Here is a 20,184-nt window from a genome sequence, read left to right as displayed (position 1 = left end):
AGTGAGGCGTAGCCCTCCACTCGTGAAGAAAACCTTGTTCCACCCCTTGCCGCCGGTATTCCTCGCTCATACGTTCCCTGTCGCGCCCCCCACACGGAACGTCCGCCGTGGTGACCCCTCGGCGGACGTCGACAAGGAGGACTGGCACCCCGTGAAGACACGAACTGCCGCCGCCCTGATGGCGATCCCCCTCGCCGTGGCCGCCCTGCCCGCTACCGCGGAGGCCGCGACCCCCTCGGACGGCCCGCTGGTCGAGGTGGTCCGGGCCACCGGCAAGGCCGTACCCGGCCACTACATCGTCACCCTCGAGTCCGGCACGAGCGCCGCCGGTCTGGCCCGCCTCGCGGGTGTGCGGCCACAGCACACCTACGACGCCGTGATCGACGGCTTCGCCGCCGCACTCACCCCCGGTCAGCTGACCGCCCTGCGCAAGCACCCGTCGGTGACGCGCATCGAGGAGGACCAGGAGGTCCGTGCCGGCGCCACCCAGAACAACGCCACCTGGGGGCTGGACCGCATCGACCAGCGCACCCTGCCGCTGTCCACCACTTACGGCTACACCACCACCGCCTCGAACGTGACGGCGTACGTCATCGACACCGGCATCGACCCGGGCCACCCGGACTTCGGCGGCCGGGCCGCGAGCGCCTACGACGCCACCCTCGAAGGCACCGGCCTGGACTGCAACGGCCACGGCACCCACGTCGCCGGCACCATCGGCGGCTCCGCCTACGGCGTGGCCAAGGGCGTCAAGCTGCGCGGCGTACGCGTTCTCAACTGCGCCGGCATCGGCACCAACGCCGACGTGATCGAGGGCATGGACTGGGTCCGCACGCACGCGGTCAAGCCGGCCGTCGCCAACATGTCGCTCGGCGGCGGCTTCTCCGCCACCGTCAACAGCGCCGCCACCAGCCTCAACAACGCGGGCGTCTTCCTCGCCGTCGCGGCGGGCAACGACGGGGAGGACGCCTGCGCGACCTCGCCGGCGAGCGCCTCCGGCGTGATGACGGTCGCGGCATCCGACAAGACGGACACGGCGGCCTCCTTCACCAACCACGGCTCCTGCGTCGAGACCTACGCACCCGGTGTGGGCATCACCTCCGCCTGGCTCCTCGGCGCCAGCAACACCATCAGCGGCACCTCGATGGCCAGCCCGCACGTCGCCGGTGTCGGAGCGCTCTACAAGGGCGCCATGGGCGACGCCGCCTCCTCCACGGTGAACAGCTGGATCACCACCAACGCCACCAAGGGCGTGATCAAGAACAACCCGGCGGGCACCCCGAACCTGCTGCTCTACAAGAACACCCTCTGACCGCAAACCGCTCCCCGGCCGGCCCGGCCCACCACGACCGGGCCGGCCGGAAGGGCGGTTCTGCGCCCCGGAAGACGGGCCGCCCCGTCAGTTCAGCATCGCCCGTGCCGCCCGGGCCCGGGCCCTGACCGCCTCCGCGGTCGTGGGGTCCACCGCGGACACCACGTCCGCGTACGCCTCCAGCTCCGCCGCGCCCGTCGTGAACTCGCCGCGCTGGACCAGCAGACGGGCCCGTTCGTAACGGAGCCGGGCCGGGTGGGCGGGGAGAAGCAGGAGCAGATCGAGCGCCCAGAGGGCCACCTCCGAGCGTTCCGGGCGGGGCGCCGCCCAGGCGCGGATGTTGTTCAGGACGCGCGACACCACCGAGAGCGGGTCCGCGGGCGTCAGCATCGACGGGGTCAGTGGCGCGCCCGTCGTGCTCGTGACGAGGAGTTCCGCGTCCTGTGCCGTCAGCAGCCGGCCCGCGGCGAACGGGTCCGCGAGGACCTGCGCGTCGGCCTCGCCGAAGCCGACCACGAAATGGCCGGGCAGGGCCACGCCGTACACGTGCCCGCCCGCCCGTCGGGCGACCTCCGTCCAGACGATCGAGAGCAGGATCGGCAGGCCACGGCGGCGCCGCAGCACCTCGTGCAGCAGAGAGGACTCCAGGTTCTCGTAGTCCGCCGGGCTGCCGTGGAAGCCCTCGCGGCCGCCGAGCAGGTCCGCCAGCGCCCGCGCCCAGGCGTGGGGCGTGGTGAGCCCGTACGGCAGCATCCCCGCGAGACGGTCCAGCTCGATCTGGGCCTCGTCGATGCCCGCCTCGTCCAGCGCGGGGTCCGCCTGCGTGCCGATGAGCAGGCACAGCAGGGCCAGGTCGGGGCGTGCGGCGCGGGCCTCCTCGGCGAACCGCTCCCGCCAGGACTGCCGCCGGGAATCGTGCTGCATACGCCTCTCGTACCCGTTCTACGCCGCTCGGAAGTGGTGGTAGTGGTGGTGGACCGCGAAACCCATGCCTCCGTACAGCGCGCGGGCCGCCCCGTTGTCCGTCTCCACCTGCAGCCAGGCGGCCGACGCGCCCTCCTCCAGCGCCCGGCGGGCCAGGGCCGCCATGACCGCCCTGGCGAGCCCCTGACGGCGGTACTCGGGGTCGACCTCCACCGCCATGAAGCCCGCCCAGCGTCCGTCGACCACACACCGGCCGATCGCCGCGGGCACCTCCCCGGTGCCGGGTACGGTGGCGAACCACACCGAAGGGCCGCTGCCCAGGACCTGGAGCACATGGGGGCCCGGTACACCGGACCGCTGGTAGCGCCGCAGCCAGGTCTCGTCGACGGTGCGGGCCAGCTCCACTCGCGTGACGTCCGCGTCCAGGTCGCCGACCGGCGCGAGGCCGCCGACCTGCACCTGTGCCGACACCTCGCGCCGCCACCCGCGCGCCTCCAGCTCGGCGCACAGCTCCTCCTGTGTGCCCGCCGCGCCGGTCGCGGTCTGCACGTACGCCGGGAGGCCGCGCCGTCCGTACCAGTCGCGCACCCGCTCCAGCGCCGCGTCGAGCTCCATCCCGGGGTCACCGAGGGGCAGCACCGAATTGGCGCGCCGCGTGAAGCCGGACGACGCCCGCAGCTCCCAGTCGCCGAGCCGCTCGCTCTCCACCGGCTGCCAGGCCCTGGCCATCACCCGCGCGAGCTCCTCGAAGCGGGCCGCCGGACCCCGCCGCCGGGCCGGAGCCGGGGGCACGACCTTGCCCGCGACCAGGGACGATTCCGCGATGTGGACGGTCTCGCCGGTCCGCCGTGTGATCACCAGCACACCGCCGGTCCATGATGTGAGAACACCTACCGTGTCGGTGAACTCGTGTCCCGGGCCGCCGGGCGCGTCCACGGTCCGGACGGAGACTCGTTTCCCCACGTCATCGGGTGTAATACGGACCTCAAGTCGTCCGCCGGCAGTGAATTCCACAGCTCTGCGAGCCCCTCCTGTTCGGATCGTTGCCAAGAACGGAGATACTAGGGGCGGGCATCGACGACGCCGCGCTCCCGCGCAAGCCAGCCCTTACCGAGGAGGAACGACAGCGTGACCTACGTCATCGCGCAGCCTTGTGTCGACGTCAAGGACAAGGCGTGCATCGAGGAGTGCCCCGTCGACTGCATCTACGAGGGCTCCCGGTCCTTGTACATCCACCCGGACGAATGCGTCGACTGCGGTGCTTGTGAGCCGGTCTGCCCCGTGGAGGCCATCTTCTACGAGGACGACACACCGGAGGAGTGGAAGGACTACTACAAGGCGAACGTCGAGTTCTTCGACGAGCTCGGTTCGCCCGGTGGTGCCTCCAAGCTCGGCCTGATCGAGCGCGACCACCCCTTCATCGCCGCGCTGCCCCCGCAGAACGGCTGATCAGCCGCCAGGACTGATCCGCCCCGTCGGCGGATCGGCCACTGAGCCGCTGATCCGCCGCGGGACGGCAGATCCGATCCGCATCCTCGGTCCCGTACGGCTCGTCGTCCGTACGGGGCCGAGGCGTTTGACGCCCACGTACCAGAAAGCGAGCGCCGTCGTGGCCTCAGTCTCTTCGCGCCTCCCCGTCTTCCCCTGGGACAAGCTCGAGCCGTACAAGGCGACGGCCGCCGGCCACCCCGACGGGATCGTCGACCTCTCCGTCGGCACGCCCGTCGACCCGGTGCCCCCGCTGATCCGGCAGGCCCTCGTGGCCGCCGCCGACTCACCCGGCTACCCCACGGTGTGGGGCACGGCCGCGCTGCGGGACGCGCTGGTGGGCTGGGTGGAGCGCCGGCTAGGTGCGGTGAACGTCGAGCACACCAACGTCCTGCCCGTCGTCGGCTCCAAGGAGCTGGTGGCCTGGCTGCCCACACAGCTCGGCCTCGGCGCGGGGGACACGGTCGCCTACCCGCGGCTCGCCTACCCGACGTACGAGGTGGGCGCGCGCCTGTGCGGCGCGGAGCCCGTCGTCTACGACGACCCTACGGAGCTCGACCCCGCCGGCCTCAAGCTGTTGTGGCTGAACTCGCCGTCCAACCCCACGGGCAAGGTGCTGGCCAAGGACGAGCTGACCCGGATCGTTGCCTGGGCGCGCGAGAACGGCGTGCTGGTGTTCAGCGACGAGTGCTACCTGGAGCTCGGCTGGGAGGCCGAGCCGGTGTCCGTGCTGCACCCGGACGTCTGCGGCGGCACGTACGAGGGCGTCGTCGCGGTCCACTCGCTCTCCAAGCGCTCCAACCTGGCCGGGTACCGTGCCGCGTTCATCGCCGGTGACGCGGACGTGCTCGGCGAACTGCTCCGGATCCGCAAGCACGGCGGGATGATGACCCCGGCCCCCGTGCAGGCGGCGACCGTCGCCGCCCTCGGCGACGACGCGCACGTCTTCGAACAGCGCGCCAGGTACGCGGCCCGCCGCACGGCGCTGCGCTCGGCGCTCGAGGCGCACGGCTTCCGCATCGAGCACAGCGAGGCCAGCCTGTACCTGTGGGCGACGCGCGACGAGCCGTGCTGGGAGACCGTCGGATACCTGGCGGACCTCGGCATCCTGGTCGCGCCCGGCGACTTCTACGGAGAGGCGGGCGAGCGGTTCGTACGGGTGGCGTTCACGGCGACCGACGAGCGGGTCGAGGCGGCCGTGAAGCGTCTGGGCTGAGCCCTCACCGTGCCGGTGCGCCGCCGGCGCACCGGATCTGCGGAAGGGCCCGGGAGCAGTGGCTCCCGGGCCTTCGCGTTCACCTGCCGGCCTGCCGCAGCGCCGGCCTGCCGGCAGGCCGGCGCTGCGATGCGCCGACGCGTCGACCGGCCGGCGGCGGATCAGCCGCCCAGCGGCAGACCGCCGAGCGTGCCGGTGGGCAGCCCGCCACCGCCCAGCGAGTCGGTCGGCAGACCGCCCTTGGTGGCGCCGCCGATCAGGCCGCCCGCCTCGCCGGCGGTGTCGGCGGCGGCCTTCCTGGCGACCGGAGCGGCCGTCTTGGCGGTCTTGGTGACGGCCTTGGCGACGGTCTTCGTCGCGGCGGGGGCGGCCTTCTCGACCGGCTTGCTGCCGACCTGGCGGGCCACCTTGGTGGTCTCCTTCGAGACGCCGCCGACCGTGCCGTCGACGTTGTCCGAGTCGAGGGCCGTCAGGCCGCCGACCGGGGCCTGGGGGAGTTCCACGGCGCCTGCGGAGCCGGCCGCACCGACCACGGGAGCTGCTCCCGCCGCGATGAGCAGCGCGGCACGGGCGATCCGACGGGTCAGGGGGAGGGACATGATGCTCCTTGAAGCGAGAGGACGTTCGGACTGTGCGTGGTGCGTGATGGTGCTGTCCGGCGTACGGACGTCCTGACAACCGCAGGGAGGGCGGGGGAAGTTGCGGTGCCCCCGGGTAAAGAATTGGTAACGCGTCGCATAATCGGTTTCGCGGGAAAACGGGCAAACATTGCCATGTCCGGTACGCTGGCGAACCGTCACTTCCCTTGGCGCCAAAGGGATTTCACGCATATTCCCGGTGAGGCGCGACGGGGGCTGTGAGCCCTCCGCGCGAAGGGAATGGAATGCCTCGTTCGAGGGAGGCGACGGACTACTGTGCGAGCCGAATGCGGACGTCACCCGTGCCCTGATCGGCGGTGCCGCCGCCGGACGCGCCCGCGCCGGCCCTGCCGCCCGCGCGGGACGGCTCCTCGCGCCAGCCCTTCCCGGACTGCGCCGTGCTCCACACCCGGCCCCCGTACGAGACCTCCGCGATGCGCAGCGCGTCCGCACGGGCCACCGCCCAGTGCGCCAGCTCCCAGCCCCGCCGGGACGCGCCGTCGTCGTCCGCCGCCGTGGACGGCACCGGAACGGCAAGCTCCGTCATGTCCTGCGCGCCGGCGCTCCCACGCCCCGCACCACCGCGCGGCAGCACGTCGGACCCGAAGGCGCGCACCAGCTCCGACCGCAGCTTCGCCGGATCGCCGGACCGCCCGCCCTCCCGGGACTCGCAGGTCAGCGTGGCCGCCGCACGCCCCGTGAGCGCCGCCGCCAGCAGCGTGGCGTCCGGCTCGTGCTTCGCGTACGCCTGCGGGAAGCCGCTGCGCTGGACGCGCTGAGCGGCCACGGTCAGCGGCAGACGCGAGTATCCGGGCACCTCGGCGAGGTGGTCGTAGAACTTCCCGGCCGCGTACACCGGGTCGAGGATCTGCTCCGGTGTGCCCCAGCCCTGCGAGGGACGCTGCTGGAACAGGCCGAGCGAGTCCCGGTCGCCGTGCTCGATGTTGCGCAGCGCCGACTCCTGGAGCGCGGTGGCCAGCGCGATCGTGACAGCGCGCTGGGGCATGCCCCGCGTGGTGCCGACCGCGGAGATCGTCGCCGCGTTGTCCGCCTGCTCCGCCGAGAGTTCGTACGACGTGCCGCCGTCCTCCGCCGTGCGCACGACGCAGCGCGGCGGGCCGCCGCCGTTGACGTACTGCACGACGACGTAGCCGATGAGAGCCAGCAGCACGAGGAGCGCGGCCGCGAAGCGAAGGAGGCGGCCGCGCCGGACGGGGGAGGCGGTCTCGGACACGACGCCCACGGTACTGGAGGTGGCGTTAGGGTCTGAGCCATGCCTGAAACCGTGCTTGACCTCACCCTGGACGGCCCGGCGCTCACCGCCGCGCTGGTCGACCACCGCTCGGTCAGCGGGGAGGAGAAGCCCCTCGCCGACGCCATCGAGCAGGCCCTGCGCCTGCTGCCGCACCTCACCGTCGACCGGCACGGCAACAACATCGTGGCCCGTACGCACCTGGGGCGGGCCGAGCGCGTGGTGCTCGCCGGGCACATCGACACGGTTCCGGTCGCGGAGAACCTGCCCTCGCGTCTCGACGAGAACGGCATCCTGTGGGGCTGCGGCACCAGCGACATGAAGTCGGGCGTCGCCGTCCAGCTCCGTATCGCGGCCACCGTCCCCGAGCCCAACCGTGACCTCACGTTCGTCTTCTACGACAACGAGGAGGTCGCAGCACACCTGAACGGCCTGGGGCATGTGGCAGACGCCCATCCCGACTGGCTCACGGGTGACTTCGCGGTCCTGCTGGAGCCCTCCGACGCCCAGGTCGAGGGCGGCTGCCAGGGCACCCTGCGGGTCCACCTGCGCACGGAGGGCGAGCGCGCCCACTCCGCGCGCAGCTGGATGGGGTCCAACGCCATTCACGCCGTCGCCCCGATCCTCGCCCGCCTCGCCGCGTACGAGCCCCGCCGGCCGGTGATCGACGGGCTCGAGTACCGCGAGGGCCTCAACGCCGTCGGCATCGAGGGCGGTGTGGCCACCAATGTCATTCCCGACGCGTGCACCGTGGTCGTCAACTACCGCTACGCCCCCGACCGCAGCATGGAGGAGGCCGAAGCCCACGTCCGTGAGGTGTTCGCCGACTGCGGAGTGAGCGAATTCGTGGTGGACGACCACACAGGCGGTGCGCTGCCCGGACTCTCGCATCCCGCCGCGGCCGCGTTCATGGCCGCCGTGGGCGGTACCGCGCAGCCCAAGTTCGGCTGGACCGACGTCTCACGGTTCAGCGCTCTCGGTGTCCCGGCCGTCAACTACGGCCCGGGCAACGCGCTCCTCGCCCACAAGCGGGACGAGCATGTGGCCGTCGCCAAGATCACGCACTGCGAGGAGCGGCTGCGGGAGTGGCTCACCGCCTGACCGCCCCGGCGGCCGTCCGTGGCTCTGCGCGGCAGCCGTCGGCCCTGCGTGGCGGCCGTGCTTCCCGACATCGAAGGCCGGCGGATCGCTCTCATTTCGCCCTTCGTAACGTCCGCCGACCTACCCTGGCCCGAAGAAAAATGATGTTCGGCGGAGGGAGCAGGTCATGAGCAGCAACTCCGAGGGTTTGCGCGCGCTGGAGGAGCAGCGACTGGGACCGGTACTGCGCCGCAGGGAGCAGGTCCAGCCGACGACCACCGACCAGCGGCTGCTGGACACCGAAGGCGACTCCCAGTGGGTGCACACCGACCCCTGGCGGGTCATGCGCATCCAGTCGGAGTTCGTCGAGGGCTTCGGCGCGCTCGCCGAACTGCCCAGCGCCATCAGCGTCTTCGGCTCCGCCCGTACCCGCCCCGGCACCGCGGAGTACGAGGTCGGGGTGCAGCTCGGCCGGGCGCTGGTCGACGCCGGTTTCGCCGTGATCACCGGCGGCGGCCCGGGCGCCATGGAGGCCGCCAACAAGGGCGCGCGGGAGGCCAAGGGCATCTCCGTCGGCCTCGGCATCGAGCTGCCCTTCGAGCAGGGCATCAACCAGCACGTCGACATCGGCGTGAACTTCCGCTACTTCTTCGTCCGCAAGACGATGTTCGTGAAGTACGCGCAGGGCTTCGTCGTACTGCCTGGCGGTCTCGGCACCCTGGACGAGCTGTTCGAGGCGCTCACCCTCGTCCAGACCCGCAAGGTGACCCGCTTCCCGATCGTCCTGTTCGGCAGCGAGTACTGGGGCGGCCTGGTCGACTGGCTGCGCGGCACCGTGGTCGCCCAGGGCAAGGCGTCGGAGCGTGACCTGCTGCTCTTCCACGTCACGGACGACGTGGAGGAGGCCGTCGCCATGGTCACCAAGGAGACCGGCAGGTAGCCCCCCGCACGTCGCCGGTGTGCCCCGGACGTTCCCGGAGCGCACCGGCGGCCTGCCGTCAGGCCAGTCCCCGCCGGGCGACCGCCGGAGGGCGGTGGCCCGCGATCGACGCCACCATGTCCAGCACCTGCTTGGTCTCGGCCACCTCGTGCACCCGGTACACCTGCGCCCCGAGCCAGGCCGAGACGGCGGTCGTCGCCAGCGTGCCGAGCACCCGCTCCTTGACCGGCTTGTCGAGCGTCTCGCCGACGAAGTCCTTGTTGGACAGCGAGACCAGCACCGGCCAGCCGGTCGCCGTCATCTCACCCAGCCTGCGGGTCGCCTCCAGACTGTGCCGGGTGTTCTTCCCGAAGTCGTGACCGGGGTCGATCATGATCCCGTCCCGGCGTACGCCCAGCTCGACGGCCCGCTCGGCGAGCCCGGCCGTGACCCGCAGGATGTCCGCCATCACGTCGTCGTACGCCACCCGGTGCGGGCGCGTACGGGGCTCGGAGCCGCCCGCGTGCGTGCACACCAGGCCGGCGCCGTACCGCGCCGCGACCTCGGCCAGCCCGGGGTCCACCCCGCCCCAGGCGTCGTTCAGCACGTCGGCGCCCGCCTCGCACACGGCCTCGCCCACGTCGTGCCGCCAGGTGTCGACGCTGATCACCACGTCCGGGTGCCGTCGGCGGACCTCCGCCACGAACCCCACCGTGCGCCGCGCCTCCTCCTCGGCGCTCACCTCCTCGCCGGGGCCCGCCTTCACCCCGCCGATGTCGATGATCGCCGCGCCCTCGGCCACCGCCTGCTCGACCCGGGACAGCGCGGGCTCGTCGCGGAACGTGGCGCCCTGGTCGTAGAAGGAGTCGGGCGTCCGGTTCACAATCGCCATGATCACCGGCTCGTGCGCGTCGAACTCGCGCCGTCCCAGCCGCAGCATCCGCAGTTTCCTCCTCAGATCGTCCGCCCTGCGACCCTACTGTCAGTGTCCCGTGGCACGATCGGCACGGGAGTGTTTCCGCTCGGGGAGTTCCCAGGTCGTCAGGGGAGAGGGTCGCTCGTGTTCTTGTTCTTGCTGATCGCGATGGTCGTGGTCGTCGCCGCGGTCACGCTCGCCGTTGTCGGCGGCGGCGACAGCGCGGCCCTGCCCGAGGTGGCGCCCGAGCAGCTGACCGACCTCCTCCCGCTGAACCGCCCGCTGGGTCGCGCGGACCTGGAGGCCCTGCGCCTGCCCGTGTCCCCGCGGGGCTACCGGATGGACGACGTCGACGAGGTCCTCGACCGGCTCGGCGCCGAGCTCGCCGAGCGGGACGCGCGTATCGCTGACCTGGAGTCGGCGCTGGCCGGCGCACAGGCGACGGCGGCCGGCCGCCGCGACCTGTTCGGCAAGCCGGACGAGGAGACGGACCGATGACCGGCGGCGCCGTGCCCGGCCCCGACGGCGCTCTCCGCTGCCCCTGGGGGCTGTCCACCGAGGACTACGTGGCCTACCACGACGAGGAGTGGGGCCGCCCCGTCCACGGCGACGACGCCCTGTTCGAGCGGCTCTGCCTGGAGGCCTTCCAGTCCGGTCTGTCCTGGATCACGATCCTGCGCCGCCGGGAGGGCTTCCGCAGCGCCTTCGACGGCTTCAAGATCGCCTCGGTCGCCGCGTTCACCGACGCCGACAAGGAGCGCCTCCTCGCCGACGCCGGCATCATCCGCAACCGCGCCAAGATCGAGGCGACCATGGCCAACGCGCGCGTGCTCGCCGACTGGCCCGCCGGCGAGCTCGACGCACTGATCTGGTCCTACGCCCCCGATCCCGCCCGGCGCGCTGCCCCGCGGACCCTGGCCGACGTCCCGCCCGTCAGCGACGAGTCGACCGCGCTGTCCAAGGCCCTCAAGAAGCGCGGCCTGCGCTTCATCGGACCGACGACCGCCTACGCCCTCATGCAGGCGTGCGGCCTGGTCGACGACCACCTCGCCGACTGCGTGGCCCGCGGCCCGCGGGCCTAGGTCCTCTCTTTTCGGATCAGGCCGGATCAGTGAGTGGGGGTCCCCCACGCCCGCAGGGCGTAGGGGGAGGGTCTGGTGCATGGGGTCTCCCCAGGCCCGCAGGGGCCTGGGGAGCGCATCGCAAGGCGGAGGACGGGGGCACCTCCCGGCCGAAGGCCGGGGGAGAGTCCACGCGGTGGGGGCACCTCCCAGCGGTAGCTGGGGGACGTCGGCGACTGACGACAACGCTGGGGGCGCGCCTCCCGTGCCCGAAGGGCTACGGGGGAGAGGTGCGGTGCCAGGGCACGCGAGCCCGGCAAGATCCGAAAGAGAGGACCTAGAGCAGGCCGAGCTGGGTGATCAGCATGGCGAGCACGACCACGAGCGTCCAGCCGAGGACGTGCTCCAGCACCGACGACTCGTCGTCGGGGCCTCCGGTGCGGGTGCCGAGCCGGGCGCTGTGGGCAGTGGCGGCGGTCGAAGTCATGGCGGTCTCGTTCGGTCGGTGTGCAGGTGGCGTCCCCCGTGACCCCACCACAGTGCCAGCCCCTCCGGGCCCCGGGGTAGAGACGTTCGTCACGCCCCCGGGGCCCGGTCGGCCGCCTCAGTGGATGCCGACCGCCTCGAGAGCCCGGCGCTGGGCGGGTGTGGCGGCGGCCGGCCAGTACACGTAGCAGACGCCGCCGGTTCCGGACACGACCTTCCCGCTCGCGTTGTAGCGCTTCGTGCGGAGCCAGATCTTCTCCCACTCGGCGCGCCGGTAGACACGCCGCACGGCCTCGTTGCTCGGCGACGCCGGATCGCCTGCGATCACGTCGCCGTCGGCGGTGAAGCCGATCACCGTCATCAGGTGCCCCGCGGTCCCGTAGCCGGCTCCTGTCAGTTCCTCCTCGAGGAACGACTGCGACGTTATGGCCGGGATGCCGGCACGGATCAGGGTCTCCAGGTCGGTGAGCGAGGAGAGCCGGGTGACCACCGCGCTCATGTCGCGGTAGGTCGCCGCGTAGGCCGCGTTGAAGGGCCAGTTGCCGCAGCCCTCGTACTGGTAGTCGTAGGTGAAGCGGGCCGCGTGGCAGACCTGCGGATCCGCGAAGTCCGGGTTCACCCAGGCCAGGTCGTCGGCGGTCGGCCTGCGCCCCCAGTACTCGGTGATCATCTGGGACGAGGTGGGGCTGCACCAGGCCTCGCCGCCGTTGTCGTACTCCGGGTACTGGCCGACGTGCGTGTTCTGCGAGTAGCGCGGGACCACGAGCTCGCGGGCGAGGCCCGGCTCCGAGGCCGGCACGCCGAAGCGGTCCGGGATGTCCGAGGCCATCGCGCCGAGGCGCCACACGGTCGGGGTGAGGCGGGTGCCGGGCCTGCGGTAGAGCGTCAGCCGCAGCCGGTACGAGGTCAGGCGCAGCCCGCTCGCCGCGTCGTCGACGGCGAAGGTGTCGGTCCAGATGCTCGCCTTGCCGTCGCTCTGGTCGTCGACGGAGGTGCGGCGGATGTCCCCGTCGCCCGCGGACCAGCGGCCCATCACGAACCAGGGCGTGTCCGTGCCGTCCGAGTAGGTGCCCGCGAGCTCCACCTGGAGCCAGGTCCCAGTGGGGGTGTGCGCGTTCCAGGAGGCGATGACCTCGGTCGCGGGCACCGCCGAGCGGTGCACCGGCGAGGTCCAGGTCGCGTACTCCCATCGAGCGCCGCGCCCGGTGTGCGGATCGGTGTAGTCGACGGTGCCCGCGGGCGTGGTGATCACGACGCCGGGGCGTCGGCCGGAGACCGCGGCGGTGCCGGCCAGGTCGCCGCAGCGCCAGTCGGTGTAGGTGGACCAGAAGCGGTTGTCGACGAGCGGGGCCGCGGCGGCGTTCCGGCCGGAGGAAGGGGCGACGCCGGCCGGGCCGGCCATGGGTGAGGCGGCCGCCGGCCCGGCGGCGGACAGCGTTCCGGCACTGGCGGCAGCCGCGATCGCGGCGCCCAGGACGGTTCTGCGCGAAGTAGGTCTGGCCATGGGACCCCCAAGTCCGGTGCGCGACAGTGGGCCAACTATCCCGGCTCGGGCGGGGCTTCGGCCAGCACTTCGGACCGCGTCGGCCGGGGCAATATTGGTCTGGTCCACTGGCATGACCTGCGGGGGCGTCCCGGCCGCGCCGTGGCGGCTTCTACCCTTGCCTCATGGACGATCTCGACCGGCTCGCCGCGCGGCTGCGCGCACTGACCCCTTCGTGCGGTCCGGTGCGCCTGATCGCGGTGGACGGCCACGCCGGTTCGGGCAAGAGCACGTTCTCGGCCCGGCTCGCCGCCGCGTTCGGCGGGGACGACGTGCCGGTGCTGCACCTGGACGACCTCGCCACGCACGAGGAGCTGTTCGCGTGGACCGGCCGGATGTTGGACGAGGTGATCGCCCCGCTGTCCCGTGGACGGACGGCGCTTTATCACCCGTACGACTGGAATCTGAGGCGTTTTCTTCAGCCGCGTCCGCTGCCGGCGGCACCCGTCGTCCTGGTCGAGGGCGTCGGCGCGGGGAGGCGGGCCCTGCGGCCCCACCTGGCCCGTCTCCTGTGGATGGACCGTGCGGCGGAGGACTCCTGGGCACGCGGCAGGCAGCGCGACGGCGCCGGGCTCAGCGCCTTCTGGGACGGGTGGACGGCGGCGGAGATGCGCCATTTCTCCGTGGACCCGTCCCGTCCGCACGCAGACATCCTGGTGCGCGAGTGCTCCGAGGGTTACGAGTGGTCGGTGGTACCTGACGGGACACCACGAACGGACGGCGCGATCACCGAGGGTGATCGCCCTGGCCAGGCATACTGAGCAGTCGGGCCTCCCGCGCAAGAGGGCCTCAACTCTGCTTGACCGACGAGGCGTACAGGTCTTACGTTCTCAATGTGCGGCTTTCCGGAGCCGCCGCGGACACGAAGCCCCCGGTTGTTCCCCCGTGATCGGGGGCTTCGTTCTACCCTTCCCCCTCCCCGTCGGCACTCTTCCGGCCCTTTCGCTCACAGTGGGTCACCGGCGCCTGGTCCTTACGGCGCTCTTAGCGCAGCTCCCCCGCGCCGGTACGATGCACCCCGGTGGGCTCAATTCCCGTCCGCGGCATGGTCGTTGCGTACGCTGCCGGTGGGCGCCCCCTGGCGCGACAACACTGGTGCACAGTTTGTGGGGGGGAGTGTGGGGGACCCTATGGACGACGGCACGCAGGGGGCACGGACTCCGGCCGAGCTCGCCTGGCTGCGCGGCGTGGACGCCTGCACCATGGGCGCCTACCCGCAGGCGGAGGAGGAGTTCCGCGCCGCTGTGCGGCTCGACCCGGGGATGGCGGACGCGTGGCTGGGGCTCCACGCCCTGCGCGTCGACACCACCACCGCCCTGCTGCGCATGTACCGCCACCGCGAACGGTTCGGCGAACAGCGCGCCCGCCACCGACGCACGCTCAACTCCTGGTACTGGCTGGGCTGGTGGGTGCAGCCCGTGCTGGAGAGCCGGCGCGATCTCCTGCTGGCGCACGCCTCCCACTGGCTCGACGGCCGCCACGTGCCCGAGCTCGACCGGGCGCTGGCCGGGCTTCCGCCCGTGGACACCGACCCCCAGGTGCGCTTCCTGCACGCCTGCCGTGCCTACCTGGTCAAGGACTGGGAAGAGCTGGTACGCCACACCGAGCCGCTGGTCGACGATCCGCTGCTGGGCATCGAGGCCGGCCTGTTCGGCGGGATGGCCCGGGTGCGGCTGGAGATGTTCCGCCAGGCGGAGCCCATGCTGTCCGCCGCGCTGATGCGCTGCCGCAGCGAGCAGCCGCAGCGCAAGGAGCTGAGGTACTGGCTGGCACGTGCCCACGAGGGCACCGGACGCAGCGCCGCTGCCATGCCGCTGTACCGGGCCGTGCACCGGATCGACCCGGCCTTCATGGACACCTCGGCACGGCTCGCGGCCATAGCGGAGTACGACGGCATCGACGGCATCGACGGCTACGACGAGGCGGCGGGCCTGGCCGCCGTGTCGCTGACCGGCTTCGGCGCCGACGCCGCGGACGTCCAGTCCGAGGGCGAGAGCCCGGTCGCCACCGAGCGCCTGCCCGGCGACCCGGGGAGCCAGCTGCCGGGGAACGGGCCGGCGCCCTCGGACGGACCCCGGCGGCGCACGACCGTGTCCCCGCAGGCCACTCCCCCGCACTTCCCGTCGGGCCCCACCGACCCGGTGCTCCTGGCCGAGGCGCTGGCGGAGCTGGAGCGCATGGTGGGACTGGAGCCGGTGAAACGGCAGGTCAAAGCGCTGTCGGCGCAGCTGGAGATGGCCCGGTTGCGAGCCGGTCAGAGCCTTCCCGTACGACCGCCCAAGCGGCACTTCGTCTTCTCCGGCCCGTCCGGCACCGGCAAGACCACCGTGGCCCGCATCCTCGGCCGGGTGTTCTACGCGCTCGGGCTGCTCGGCGGCGACCACCTGGTGGAGGCCCAACGGGCCGATCTCGTGGGCGAGTTCCTCGGCCAGACGGCGGTGAAGGCCAATGAGCTGATCGACTCGGCGCTCGGCGGGGTGCTCTTCGTGGACGAGGCGTACAGCCTCTCCAATTCCGGTTACAGCAAGGGCGACGCGTACGGCGACGAGGCGCTGCAGGTGCTGCTCAAGCGCGCCGAGGACAACCGCGACCATCTGGTGGTCATCCTGGCGGGCTACCCCGAGGGCATGGACCGCCTGCTCGCGACCAACCCCGGCCTCTCCTCGCGTTTCACCACCCGGGTCGACTTCCCGTCCTACCGCCCGCTCGAGCTGACCGCCATCGGCGAGGTGCTGGCCGCGGAGAACGGCGACGTGTGGGACGAGGAGGCTCGTGACGAGCTGTGCTCGATCAGCGGCCATGTCGTCGAGCAGGGCTGGATCGACGAGCTGGGCAACGGCCGGTTCCTGCGCACGCTCTACGAGAAGAGCTGCGCGTACCGGGACCTGCGGCTGTCCACGTATCCGGGCACCCCGAACCGCGAGGACCTGTCGACGCTGCGGCTCCCGGATCTGATGCAGGCCTACGGGGAGGTCCTGTCGGGCCGCGGTCCTGCGGGCCGCGGCCCGCAGGAGCCTCCCCTCGGCTAGGGCACTGCCTCCCGGTCGTGCCGGGGCGCCCGGCTCAGCTCACGAGGGCCGAGTCCGGGCTGGCGGACGTCCTCGGCGCCCGTGCCGGCACCGTGACGCGGTGGGCCGGGTCGCGGACCTCGCCCACCAGCATCTCCAGCACGTCCTCCAGGGCGACGAGGCCGAGCACCCGCCCGGACTCGTCGGCGACCTGCGCCAGGTGCGTCGCCGCGCGGCGCATCACGGTGAGCGCGTCGTCGAGCGGCAGCTCGGCGCGGAGCGTCGCCATCGGCCGCCAGATGTGCTGGGGCACGGGCCGCTCGCCGTCCTCCAGGTCCAGCACGTCCTTGACGTGCAGATAGCCCATGAAGGGCCCGGTGCCCCCGGCGGACACCGGGAACCGGGAGTAGCCCGTGCGGACGGTCAGCTCCTCCACCTGCCGCGCCGTCACCGACGGCGGCACGGTCACGAGTGCGGACCGGGCGATGAGCACCTCGCTCACCGGCCTGCTGCCCAGCTCCAGCGCGTCCTCCAGACGCTCCTGTTCCGCGGGCGCCAGCAGTCCGGCCTGGCCGGCGTCCTCGACGAGCTGTCCCAGCTGGTCGCTGGTGAAGACGGCCTCCACCTCGTCCTTCGGCTCGACCCGGAAGGCGCGCAGCACCAGCTTGGCGCAGGCGCCGAGCCCCGCCGTCACCGGACGGCACAGCCGGGCGAAACCGACGAGGCCGGGGCTGAGCCACAGCGCCGTCCGCTCGGGCGCGGCCATGGCCAGGTTCTTCGGCAGCATCTCGCCGATGACGAGGTGCAGGAAGACGACGACCGCCAGCGCGATCACGTAGCCGAGAGGGTGGATCAGCCCCTCGGGGACACGGGCCGCGTGGAAGACGGGCTCCAGGAGGTGCGCGACGGTCGGTTCGGCGACGGCGCCGAGGGTGAGCGAGCAGACCGTGATGCCGAACTGGGCGGCCGCCATCATCTGCGGCAGGTTCTCCAGCCCGTGCAGGACCTGCCGGGCCCGCCCCGAGCCGTCGGCGGCGAGCGGTTCGATCTGGCTGCGGCGTACGGAGACGAGGGCGAACTCGGCCCCGACGAAGAAACCGTTCGCCAGGACCAGGAGCAGGGCGAACAGCAGTTGGACGGCGCTCATCGGGCGGCCTCCGTCAGCGCCGGTACGTCGGCGGTGCGCACGAGGCGCACGCGCTCGGCGCGGTAGCGGTCGACCTGACGCACCGCGAGGCGCCAGCCGGGCAGTTCGGCCCGGTCGCCGGGGACGGGGATGCGGCCCAGCAGGTCGGCGACGAGGCCGGCGACGGTCTCGTACGGGCCGTCGGGCACGTCGAGACCTATCCGGCGCAGGGTGAGGACCCGGCAGCTTCCGTCGGCCTCCCAGGCCGGCCTGCCGTCCTCGGGAGCGACGGGCACGAGCTCGGGCCGGGCGTCGGCCTCGGCGTCGTGCTCGTCGCGGACCTCGCCGACCAGTTCCTCGACGATGTCCTCGAGGGTGACCACGCCGGCCGTGCCGCCGTACTCGTCGACGACGACGGCCATCGGCTGTTCGCTGCGCAGCCGTTCGAGGAGGTGCTGCACGGGCAGCGTCTCGGGAACGAGCAGCGGCGGTACGGCGATGCGGGACACCCGCACGCGCCGGCGCTCCTCGGCCCGGACCGCGAGCGCGTCCTTGAGGTGCACCATTCCCACGATCTCGTCGATGCGCTCGTGGTAGACGGGGAACCGGGAAAGGCCCGTGGCACGCGTGAGGTTGAGGACGTCGGCGGCGGTGGCGTCCGACTGGAGCGCGCTCACCTTCACCCGCGGGGTCATGACGTGCTGGGCCGTCAGGTGGCCCAGGGACAGGGTCCGTACGAACAGGTCCGCGGTGTCCTGCTCCAGCGCGCCGGCCCGAGCCGAGTGACGGGCGAGGGACACCAGTTCGCCCGGGGTGCGGGCGGAGGCCAGCTCCTCGGCGGGCTCGACGCCGAAGAGCCGTACGAGTCGGTTCGCCGCGGCGTTGAGCAGGGTGATCACGGGCCGGAAGACGGCCGAGAACAGCGTCTGCGGGCCTGCGACGAAGCGCGCGACCTGCAGGGGCCGCGACACCGCCCAGTTCTTGGGGACGAGTTCGCCGATGACCATCTGGAGGGCCGAGGCGAGCAGCATGCCGATCACCACGGCGACGCCGGGGACGACGCCGTCGGGCAGTCCGGTGGCGGTGAGCGGTCCGTCGAGCAGCTGGGCGAGCGCCGGCTGCGCGAGCATGCCGACGACCAGAGAGGTGATGGTGATGCCGAGCTGGGTGCCGGAGAGCTGGAACGACAGCTGCCGCAGAGCGGCGACGACCCGGCGGGCGCGCTTGTCGCCTTCGGCGGCGGCACGCTCGGCGTCGGGTCGCTCCACGGTGACGAGGCCGAACTCGGCCGCCACGAAGAAGCCGTTGGCGAGGATGAGAAGGAACGCTGCGGCGAGCAGCAGAAACGGGATGATCATGCCGCCGCCTCCTGTGAGGGGGCGGCGCAGGTACTACCGGACGATCCGTCCATTGCCGGAGGGAGTCACTCCTCGGGTCGTAGGAAAGCCCCGCCGGCCGCTTGGGGCCGCACGTGCGGGGCGGGGCGCACCTGGCGCCGCCGCCCACCAGAGTAATCAAGCCGGGGGCGGCGGGGGCAGTTGTGTGGCTAGGGGGTGTCCGGGCGGGTGCCGTGGGTTTCGGCGAGGGCACGCAGGGCGCGGGCGTCGTCGATGGCCTGTGCCTTGGCGATGCCCGGCTGGATGCCGAGGGCCGGCAGGCTCGTGCCGTCGCTGAGGTCGAGGAAGACCCAGGGGTCACCGGGACGCAGGTTGACGCGCAGGATCTCGGGCCAGGCGAGCCGGCGCGTCCGGGTGAGGTTGACGACGGTCACGCCGTCCTCGTCGGCGACCACCTTCGGCCTGCTGAGCAGCGCCAGTACGCCGAAGAAGAGCAGCGCGGTGAAGATGAAGCTCACCCGCTCGGGACCGCTGAGGCGTTCGAGGAGGAGGGTGACGGCGATGAGAACGGTGCACATCACCGCGCCCACGGTGAGCAGGACGATCCGGGTGCGGGTCGGCCTGAAGGTGACCGGGAGCGCGGGGACGCGGGGTGTCGCGGTGGGCATCTGTCGGGCCGTCCCTCAGAGCCGGCAGGCGTGGATGGCCGTGGTGAGGATGGCCCGCGCGCCGAGCGCGTACAGGTCGTCCATGATCCGCTGGGCCTCCTTGGCGGCGACCATCGAGCGGACGGCGACCCAGCCCTCGTGGTGGAGCGGGGAGATGGTCGGCGACTCGAGCCCGGGGGTGAGCGCGACGGCCTGCTCCAGGTTCTCGACGCGGCAGTCGTAGTCCATCATCACGTAGCTGCGGGCGACGAGGACGCCCTGGAGACGCCGCAGGAACTGCTGCACCTGCGGGTCCTCGGCGTCGGCTCCGGTGCGCCGGATGACGACGGCCTCCGAGGTCATGATCGGTTCGCCGATCACTTCGAGGCCCGCGTTGCGCAGGCTGGTGCCCGTCTCGACGACGTCCGCGATGACCTCGGCGACACCCAGCTCGATCGCGGTCTCGACAGCGCCGTCGAGGTGGACGACGGAGGCGTCGACGCCGTTGTCGGCGAGGTGCTTGTCGACGATGCCCTCGTAGGAGGTGGCGATCGTCATGCCGCCGAAGTCCTGGACGCCCTTCGCGGTGCCGGGCTTGGTGGCGTAGCGGAAGGTGGAGCGGGCGAAGCCCAGCTGGAGGATCTCCTCGGCGTTCGCACCGGAGTCCAGCAGCAGGTCGCGGCCGGTGATGCCGATGTCGAGCTTGCCGGAGCTGACGTAGATCGCGATGTCGCGGGGGCGCAGGTAGAAGAACTCGACCTCGTTCTCGGGGTCGACGAGGACGAGTTCCTTGGACTCCTTGCGCTGCTGATAGCCGGCCTCATGGAGCATCGCCGACGCAGGTCCGGACAGTGAACCCTTGTTGGGGACGGCGATGCGCAGCATGAGACGGGCTTCCTTCGTTCGCGTGGGTGTACGTACGTACGGGCGGGGCGGGCTCAGAGGTGGGCGTAGACGTCGTCGAGGGAGATCCCGCGCGCGACCATCATCACCTGGACGTGGTACAGCAGCTGGGAGATCTCCTCGGCGGCGGCGTCCTTGCCCTCGTACTCGGCGGCCATCCACACTTCGGCGGCCTCCTCGACGACCTTCTTGCCGATGGCGTGCACGCCCTTGTCCACCAGCTCGGCGGTGCGGGAGGTGGCGGGGTCGCCGTTGGCGGCCTTGTGCTGGAGCTCGGTGAAGAGCTCCTCGAACGTCTTCTTGGACATGGTGCTCCCACCCTACGCGG

21 protein-coding genes are annotated in these 20,184 nt (G+C 72.2%); 9 read left to right on the top strand and 12 right to left on the bottom strand.

Annotated features, from left to right (window positions below):
- Positions 1-151 precede the first annotated feature (151 nt).
- Positions 152-1,312 carry a S8 family peptidase gene (locus ACWD0A_RS22500; RefSeq protein WP_451300690.1) on the top strand — a complete coding sequence of 387 codons (1,161 nt, stop codon included), beginning with the start codon at positions 152-154 and terminating at the stop codon, positions 1,310-1,312.
- An 87-nt stretch (positions 1,313-1,399) separates the two neighbouring features.
- Here the strand turns inward: ACWD0A_RS22500 and ACWD0A_RS22495 are convergent, their stop codons facing one another.
- Together ACWD0A_RS22495 and ACWD0A_RS22490 are read right to left on the bottom strand one after the other, a co-directional pair.
- Complete coding sequence (locus ACWD0A_RS22495) at positions 1,400-2,236, bottom strand: transglutaminase-like domain-containing protein (RefSeq protein WP_451300688.1); 837 nt, start codon at positions 2,234-2,236, stop codon at positions 1,400-1,402.
- An 18-nt stretch (positions 2,237-2,254) separates the two neighbouring features.
- Positions 2,255-3,250 carry a GNAT family N-acetyltransferase gene (locus ACWD0A_RS22490; RefSeq protein ID WP_451300686.1) on the bottom strand — a complete coding sequence of 332 codons (996 nt, stop codon included), beginning with the start codon at positions 3,248-3,250 and terminating at the stop codon, positions 2,255-2,257.
- 114 nt (positions 3,251-3,364) lie between these two features.
- Here ACWD0A_RS22490 and fdxA point away from each other — a divergent pair, with 114 nt between their 5' ends.
- Together fdxA and dapC are read left to right on the top strand one after the other, a co-directional pair.
- Positions 3,365-3,685, top strand: a complete 321-nt coding sequence (fdxA, locus tag ACWD0A_RS22485; protein ID WP_003985062.1) for a ferredoxin — start codon at positions 3,365-3,367, stop codon at positions 3,683-3,685.
- 160 nt (positions 3,686-3,845) lie between these two features.
- Entirely contained in the window at positions 3,846-4,940 is a 1,095-nt protein-coding gene (gene dapC / locus ACWD0A_RS22480) for a succinyldiaminopimelate transaminase (protein ID WP_451300684.1), read from the top strand.
- Positions 4,941-5,101: 161 nt separating this feature from the next.
- On the opposite strand, the gene ACWD0A_RS22475 is transcribed toward dapC, so the two are convergent.
- Together ACWD0A_RS22475 and ACWD0A_RS22470 are read right to left on the bottom strand one after the other, a co-directional pair.
- Complete coding sequence (locus ACWD0A_RS22475) at positions 5,102-5,539, bottom strand: ATP-binding protein (protein WP_451300682.1); 438 nt, start codon at positions 5,537-5,539, stop codon at positions 5,102-5,104.
- Positions 5,540-5,849: 310 nt separating this feature from the next.
- Positions 5,850-6,812 (bottom strand): hypothetical protein, encoded by a 963-nt coding sequence (locus tag ACWD0A_RS22470; protein WP_451300680.1) that lies wholly within the window; start codon positions 6,810-6,812, stop codon positions 5,850-5,852.
- Between the two features lie 39 nt (positions 6,813-6,851).
- On the opposite strand from ACWD0A_RS22470, the gene dapE reads away from it, so the two are divergent.
- Positions 6,852-7,931 (top strand): succinyl-diaminopimelate desuccinylase, encoded by a 1,080-nt coding sequence (gene dapE / locus ACWD0A_RS22465; RefSeq protein WP_451300678.1) that lies wholly within the window; start codon positions 6,852-6,854, stop codon positions 7,929-7,931.
- Between the two features lie 166 nt (positions 7,932-8,097).
- Positions 8,098-8,850: an LOG family protein gene (locus ACWD0A_RS22460; protein WP_451300676.1), complete on the top strand. Its 753-nt coding sequence runs from the start codon at positions 8,098-8,100 to the stop codon at positions 8,848-8,850.
- A gap of 58 nt (positions 8,851-8,908) precedes the next feature.
- Here the strand turns inward: ACWD0A_RS22460 and folP are convergent, their stop codons facing one another.
- The gene (gene folP / locus ACWD0A_RS22455) at positions 8,909-9,769 is read right to left on the bottom strand and encodes a dihydropteroate synthase (protein WP_451300674.1); all 861 of its coding nucleotides are present in this window, start codon (positions 9,767-9,769) and stop codon (positions 8,909-8,911) included.
- A 120-nt stretch (positions 9,770-9,889) separates the two neighbouring features.
- On the opposite strand from folP, the gene ACWD0A_RS22450 reads away from it, so the two are divergent.
- Together ACWD0A_RS22450 and ACWD0A_RS22445 are read left to right on the top strand one after the other, a co-directional pair.
- The gene (locus ACWD0A_RS22450; protein WP_451300672.1) at positions 9,890-10,243 is read left to right on the top strand and encodes a DivIVA domain-containing protein; all 354 of its coding nucleotides are present in this window, start codon (positions 9,890-9,892) and stop codon (positions 10,241-10,243) included.
- Positions 10,240-10,827, top strand: coding sequence for a DNA-3-methyladenine glycosylase I (locus ACWD0A_RS22445; protein ID WP_451300670.1), 588 nt, complete (start codon positions 10,240-10,242; stop codon positions 10,825-10,827). The genes ACWD0A_RS22450 and ACWD0A_RS22445 overlap by 4 nt, the downstream gene beginning before the upstream one ends.
- A 316-nt stretch (positions 10,828-11,143) precedes the next feature.
- Here ACWD0A_RS22445 and ACWD0A_RS22440 read toward each other — a convergent pair whose 3' ends face one another.
- Entirely contained in the window at positions 11,144-11,293 is a 150-nt protein-coding gene (locus tag ACWD0A_RS22440; RefSeq protein WP_451300668.1) for an SCO1431 family membrane protein, read from the bottom strand.
- 117 nt (positions 11,294-11,410) lie between these two features.
- Positions 11,411-12,796 carry a peptidase C39 family protein gene (locus ACWD0A_RS22435; protein ID WP_451300666.1) on the bottom strand — a complete coding sequence of 462 codons (1,386 nt, stop codon included), beginning with the start codon at positions 12,794-12,796 and terminating at the stop codon, positions 11,411-11,413.
- Between the two features lie 164 nt (positions 12,797-12,960).
- Here ACWD0A_RS22435 and ACWD0A_RS22430 point away from each other — a divergent pair, with 164 nt between their 5' ends.
- Positions 12,961-13,596: a uridine kinase family protein gene (locus ACWD0A_RS22430; protein WP_451300664.1), complete on the top strand. Its 636-nt coding sequence runs from the start codon at positions 12,961-12,963 to the stop codon at positions 13,594-13,596.
- A gap of 369 nt (positions 13,597-13,965) precedes the next feature.
- Positions 13,966-15,864, top strand: coding sequence for an AAA family ATPase (locus tag ACWD0A_RS22425; protein WP_451300662.1), 1,899 nt, complete (start codon positions 13,966-13,968; stop codon positions 15,862-15,864).
- Positions 15,865-15,898: 34 nt separating this feature from the next.
- Here the strand turns inward: ACWD0A_RS22425 and ACWD0A_RS22420 are convergent, their stop codons facing one another.
- From ACWD0A_RS22420 to ACWD0A_RS22400, 5 genes are all read right to left on the bottom strand, one after another.
- Positions 15,899-16,990, bottom strand: a complete 1,092-nt coding sequence (locus tag ACWD0A_RS22420) for a hemolysin family protein (RefSeq protein WP_451300660.1) — start codon at positions 16,988-16,990, stop codon at positions 15,899-15,901.
- Complete coding sequence (locus tag ACWD0A_RS22415; RefSeq protein WP_451300658.1) at positions 16,987-18,327, bottom strand: hemolysin family protein; 1,341 nt, start codon at positions 18,325-18,327, stop codon at positions 16,987-16,989. The genes ACWD0A_RS22420 and ACWD0A_RS22415 overlap by 4 nt, the downstream gene beginning before the upstream one ends.
- Before the next feature lie 188 nt (positions 18,328-18,515).
- Entirely contained in the window at positions 18,516-18,974 is a 459-nt protein-coding gene (locus ACWD0A_RS22410; RefSeq protein ID WP_451300656.1) for a PH domain-containing protein, read from the bottom strand.
- Positions 18,975-18,989: 15 nt separating this feature from the next.
- The gene (gene hisG / locus ACWD0A_RS22405; RefSeq protein WP_451300654.1) at positions 18,990-19,838 is read right to left on the bottom strand and encodes an ATP phosphoribosyltransferase; all 849 of its coding nucleotides are present in this window, start codon (positions 19,836-19,838) and stop codon (positions 18,990-18,992) included.
- Positions 19,839-19,891: 53 nt separating this feature from the next.
- Entirely contained in the window at positions 19,892-20,164 is a 273-nt protein-coding gene (locus ACWD0A_RS22400) for a phosphoribosyl-ATP diphosphatase (protein WP_011027788.1), read from the bottom strand.
- Positions 20,165-20,184 lie beyond the last annotated feature (20 nt).

Source organism: Streptomyces sp. NPDC002867, from assembly GCF_053591895.1.
This window is presented reverse-complemented; position numbering and strand designations above follow the sequence as displayed.

What these genes read in the sequence shown, in the direction of transcription:
- ACWD0A_RS22400 (WP_011027788.1), bottom strand. Translation starts at nt 20,164, where the DNA reads ATGTCCAAGAAGACGTTCGAGGAGCTCTTCACCGAGCTCCAGCACAAG.
- ACWD0A_RS22460 (WP_451300676.1), top strand. Translation starts at nt 8,098, where the DNA reads ATGAGCAGCAACTCCGAGGGTTTGCGCGCGCTGGAGGAGCAGCGACTG.
- ACWD0A_RS22425 (WP_451300662.1), top strand. Translation starts at nt 13,966, where the DNA reads ATGGACGACGGCACGCAGGGGGCACGGACTCCGGCCGAGCTCGCCTGG.
- ACWD0A_RS22475 (WP_451300682.1), bottom strand. Translation starts at nt 5,539, where the DNA reads ATGTCCCTCCCCCTGACCCGTCGGATCGCCCGTGCCGCGCTGCTCATC.
- ACWD0A_RS22435 (WP_451300666.1), bottom strand. Translation starts at nt 12,796, where the DNA reads ATGGCCAGACCTACTTCGCGCAGAACCGTCCTGGGCGCCGCGATCGCG.
- ACWD0A_RS22410 (WP_451300656.1), bottom strand. Translation starts at nt 18,974, where the DNA reads ATGCCCACCGCGACACCCCGCGTCCCCGCGCTCCCGGTCACCTTCAGG.
- ACWD0A_RS22440 (WP_451300668.1), bottom strand. Translation starts at nt 11,293, where the DNA reads ATGACTTCGACCGCCGCCACTGCCCACAGCGCCCGGCTCGGCACCCGC.
- ACWD0A_RS22495 (WP_451300688.1), bottom strand. Translation starts at nt 2,236, where the DNA reads ATGCAGCACGATTCCCGGCGGCAGTCCTGGCGGGAGCGGTTCGCCGAG.
- ACWD0A_RS22420 (WP_451300660.1), bottom strand. Translation starts at nt 16,990, where the DNA reads ATGAGCGCCGTCCAACTGCTGTTCGCCCTGCTCCTGGTCCTGGCGAAC.
- dapE (WP_451300678.1), top strand. Translation starts at nt 6,852, where the DNA reads ATGCCTGAAACCGTGCTTGACCTCACCCTGGACGGCCCGGCGCTCACC.
- ACWD0A_RS22415 (WP_451300658.1), bottom strand. Translation starts at nt 18,327, where the DNA reads ATGATCATCCCGTTTCTGCTGCTCGCCGCAGCGTTCCTTCTCATCCTC.
- ACWD0A_RS22445 (WP_451300670.1), top strand. Translation starts at nt 10,240, where the DNA reads ATGACCGGCGGCGCCGTGCCCGGCCCCGACGGCGCTCTCCGCTGCCCC.
- hisG (WP_451300654.1), bottom strand. Translation starts at nt 19,838, where the DNA reads ATGCTGCGCATCGCCGTCCCCAACAAGGGTTCACTGTCCGGACCTGCG.
- folP (WP_451300674.1), bottom strand. Translation starts at nt 9,769, where the DNA reads ATGCTGCGGCTGGGACGGCGCGAGTTCGACGCGCACGAGCCGGTGATC.
- ACWD0A_RS22430 (WP_451300664.1), top strand. Translation starts at nt 12,961, where the DNA reads ATGGACGATCTCGACCGGCTCGCCGCGCGGCTGCGCGCACTGACCCCT.